This is a genomic window from Citricoccus sp. (assembly GCF_032154715.1).
Classification (GTDB): Bacteria; Actinomycetota; Actinomycetes; order Actinomycetales; family Micrococcaceae; genus Citricoccus.
Genome location: NZ_JALDXU010000161.1, coordinates 1 through 3019 on the forward strand (window position 1 = coordinate 1; position 3019 = coordinate 3019).

Here is a 3019-nt window from a genome sequence, read left to right on the forward strand (position 1 = left end):
ACGGCATCACGTCGCCGCTGTTGGGCCCGAGCGTCTGGCCCACGTAGATGTCCCCGCCCGGGGAGGACGCCAGCAGCAGGGCCGTTGGTGCGATCTCCTCGGCCGTGCCGAAGCGGCCCAGCGGCAGTTCGGCGCGCTTGGCCGCTTTCCATTCCTCGGTCACGCCGTTCAGCAGGGGCGTGTCGATGGGTCCGGGGGCGATGGCGTTCACCAGGATCCCCTCGGACGCCAGCTCCAGGGCCATCGCCTTGGTCATGCCGATCACGCCGGCCTTCGCCGCCACGTAGTGCACCAGACCGGTGCCTCCCTTGATGCCCAACTGGGAGGCGATGTTGATGATGCGCCCGCCCCCGCGAGCCTGCAGGTGCGGCAGGGCCCACCGGCCGGCGAGGAACACGCCCTTGAGGTCGATGTCCACGGTCCGGTCGAAGTCCTGCTCGGTCATCTCAGCCATCGGCTTCTCGTCCAGGATGCCGGCGGCGGTCACCAGGATGTCGATCCCGCCCAGCTGCTCGGCCACGGAGTCCATGGCCTGCTGGACCGAATCCGAGCTGGTCACGTCCACTTCCGCGAACAGAGCCGTGGTGCCGGTCTCGGTCAGATGCCCGACGACGGCCGAGCCGGCTGCCGCGTCGCGGTCCAGGACGGCGACGGCCGCGCCGTTCTCCGCGTACAGCCGGGCGATGGCCGCCCCGATCCCGCTGGCGCCGCCGGTGATGACGGCGACCTTGTCCTTCAGCGCTTCCATGCGCCTGCTCCTTCTCTCACGTGTGTTCTCACGGACTGTCTGTGGATCTCGAGGTGGGTGGCTCAGCTGGGCCAGCGGATGGTCAGTCCGCCGTCCACGATGAGCTCCTGACCGGTGACGTAGGCGGAATCGTCACTGGTGAGGAAGCGGATGGTGCGGGCGGTCTCGTCCACGGTGCCCACGCGGCCCCAGGGAATGATGGTTCCGGCGGCCTTGAGTCCCTCATCACCCAGGGAGTTCTTCTCATCCTCAGACTGCGGGCTGCGAATCAGCCCCGGGATCACGGAGTTCACGCGGATCCCCTGCGGGGCCAGTTCCACGGCCAAGGAGCGGCACAGGCCCAGCACGCCGGACTTCGCCGCGGCATAGTGGGCGTGCTCCTCCCAGCCGTACACCCCGCCGGCGATCGATGACGTCGCGACCATCGCGCCGCCGTCGGTCATCTTGGCCGCTGCCGAGCGGAAGATGCGCATCACGCCGGTGAGGTCCACGTCCAGCATGTCCTCCCAGGCCTGGTCGGTCATCTCGCCCAGCGGATTGCGGCGCAGGATGCCCGCCGCCGCCACGGCGATGTCCAACCGGCCGAACTCCGCCGTGGCGGCCTCGGCCAGCGCGTCGCAGTCCTGGGTCTTGCGGACATCCGCGGCCACGGCGATGCACTGTCCGCCGGCGGCCTCCACGGCCCGCACCGTCTCCTGAGAATCGTGGGGGTCACCGGGGAAGTAGTTGACCACGCTGTGCGCTCCGGCTCGAGCGTAGGCCACGGCCAGGGCCTGGCCGATCCCACTGGCCCCGCCGGAGATCACCGCGACCTTGCCGGCCAGCCCGTCGTCTCGTTGCGTGCTCATCAGAGTGTCACCTCGTCCTTCTCCGCGTCGGGGTGGTTGCCGTGGCCCAGCAGGTCGGCCGGGGCGTCGGCGGAGGGGCCCTCGATCTTGCGGGTGCCCATCATGCACAGTCCGGCCAGGGCCAGTCCGAGGGTGCCGGAGAGGATGGCGGCGGCGGTCATGGATAGCCCGGCGAAGAGGAGGGCGCTGAGCAGGCCGGAGCCCACGATCCCGCCCACTGGAGCCATCACGTGGGCCACGTTGGTGCCCATGCCGCGGGCGTGCGCAGGGAAGGACTCGCCCATGTAGTAGAGCAGTGCCGCGAACGGGCCGGTCAGGAAGAACAGGGTCAGGCCGTACATGGCGATGATGAACCAGGTGGCCCCCGGGATGAGCAGCATGGCCAGGCTGGAGACGGCGCCGGCCAGCCAGCCGAGGATCACGGTGCGCTGACGGCCGATCCGGTCCCCGAGCCAGCCGTGGAACAGGTAGCCGACAAAGCCCACGGCGTTGGCGCCGATGAGGATGACCAGGGCGTTCTCGAAGGAGACGCCCTTGGCCTCCACCAGCACCGTGGTGCCCAGCACTGAGAAGACCTGGATGCCGATCCAGCTGAACAGCCAGGCGAGGGAGAGCAGGATGGTGTGCCGCCGCAACGCGGGGGAGAAGACTTCCTTGAGGCCGCCCTGGGTCTCGCTGTCCATCTCGAGGCCGTGTTGGTCGATCAGGACCCGGGCGCCAGCGTCGTCCCCCACGGACTGGCGGCGGCGTGCCTCACGGATGGCGGCGAAGGTGGGCGACTCGGGCAGCCGGGTGGCCACCAGTGCCACCGCGATGGCCAGCACGCCGGCGATCACGAAGGACCAACGCCAGCCGATGACCGGCAGCAGCAGCGCGGACATCCCGGCCGCCACCAGGGCGCCGATCGGGTAGCCGGCCTGCACCACGGAGTAGAAGAAGCCCTTGTTCTTGACGTCCTTGTAGATCTCGGAGAGGTAGACGGCGTTGACGACCTCCTCGGAGAGGGACAATCCGGTGAAGGAGCGCACCAGGATGATCGAGACCGCGCCGATCGCCATGCCGGTGAAGCCGGCGGCCAGGCCGCCGCCGATCATGAGGATCACCAGGGCGTTGCGCCGGCCCAGGCGGTCGATGATCGGTCCGACGATCAGCGAGACGATGAACACGCCCACGTGGGCCAGGGTGTTGATCATCGTGGACTGGGCGGTGGACCACCCGAAGTCCTCGGCGATCACCGGCAGCAGGGTGCCGAAGAGGGTGAAGTCGTAGACGGAGATGACCCAGGCGAGGAAGCAGACGATCGAGACCTTGCGGATCATGCCCGGGGTGACGGGGACGTCCCAGGGGGCCACGGGCCCGGTTGAGGCGGTGCGAGGAGAGGACATGGTGGACTTTCGTGTGAGGGGATCGCCCGGCCCGGCGG

At 69.2% G+C, this 3019-nt stretch carries 3 protein-coding genes; all 3 read right to left on the reverse strand.

Annotation, left to right across the window (positions count from 1 at the left end):
* The coding region (locus tag RUH65_RS15560; protein ID WP_313818554.1) for an SDR family NAD(P)-dependent oxidoreductase at positions 1–748 on the reverse strand (748 nt) is incomplete at its 3' end.
* 62 nt (positions 749–810) lie between these two features.
* Positions 811–1596, reverse strand: a complete 786-nt coding sequence (locus RUH65_RS15565) for an SDR family oxidoreductase (RefSeq protein WP_313818555.1) — start codon at positions 1594–1596, stop codon at positions 811–813.
* On the reverse strand, positions 1596–3019 hold a 1424-nt coding region (locus RUH65_RS15570), incomplete at its 5' end, for an MFS transporter (RefSeq protein ID WP_313818556.1). The genes RUH65_RS15570 and RUH65_RS15565, both read right to left, overlap by 1 nt.